This is a genomic window from Methylophaga sp. UBA1464 (assembly GCF_002325665.1).
Lineage (GTDB): Bacteria > Pseudomonadota > Gammaproteobacteria > Nitrosococcales > Methylophagaceae > Methylophaga.
Genome location: NZ_DCSO01000099.1, coordinates 4,374 through 5,019 on the forward strand (window position 1 = coordinate 4,374; position 646 = coordinate 5,019).

1 protein-coding gene is annotated in these 646 nt (G+C 47.8%); it reads left to right on the forward strand.

Annotated features, from left to right (window positions below; all coding sequences use genetic code 11):
* The coding region (locus B3O33_RS13630) for an aminotransferase class III-fold pyridoxal phosphate-dependent enzyme (RefSeq protein ID WP_292363826.1) at positions 1–646 on the forward strand (646 nt) is incomplete at both ends.

A 646-nucleotide genomic window follows, 5' to 3' on the forward strand; every position in this document is an offset into this window, starting at 1 on the left:
GATCCGGTCAATGGTATGCATTCCCAATTTGCCAATGTGTTACCTCAGCACCTGTTTGCATCGGCGCCAACCTGTCGTAATGACGCCGATTGGCAGGACAGTGATATTGCCGAAATGCGTGATTTAATCGAAGCCAACCATGAACAATTAGCTGCGGTGATTGTTGAGCCATTGGTTCAGGGTGCTGGTGGCATGCGTTTCTATTGTTCGCAATATCTGCGTGAACTCAGATCGTTATGTGACCAGCACAATGTGTTGCTGATTTTTGATGAAATCGCCACAGGCTTTGGTCGCACGGGACATTTGTTTGCTTACGAAGCTGCCGGTGTGGTGCCGGATATTATATGCCTTGGTAAGGCGTTAACTGGCGGTTATATGACTCTGGCAGCCACCTTATGTCAGACTAAAGTGGCACAGGGTATTTCAGCCGACGGGCAGGGTGTGTTGATGCATGGTCCGACCTTTATGGGAAATCCGCTGGCCTGCCGGGTCGCCTGTGAAAGTATTGATGTTTTGCTTGAATCAGATTGGCAAATACTGGTGTTGAATATTGAATCCCAACTGACTGATGAACTCAGTGAATTAGCTTCTCATTGGTTAGTAAAAGAAGTTCGGGTCAAAGGGGCAATAGGGGTGGTTGAACTGA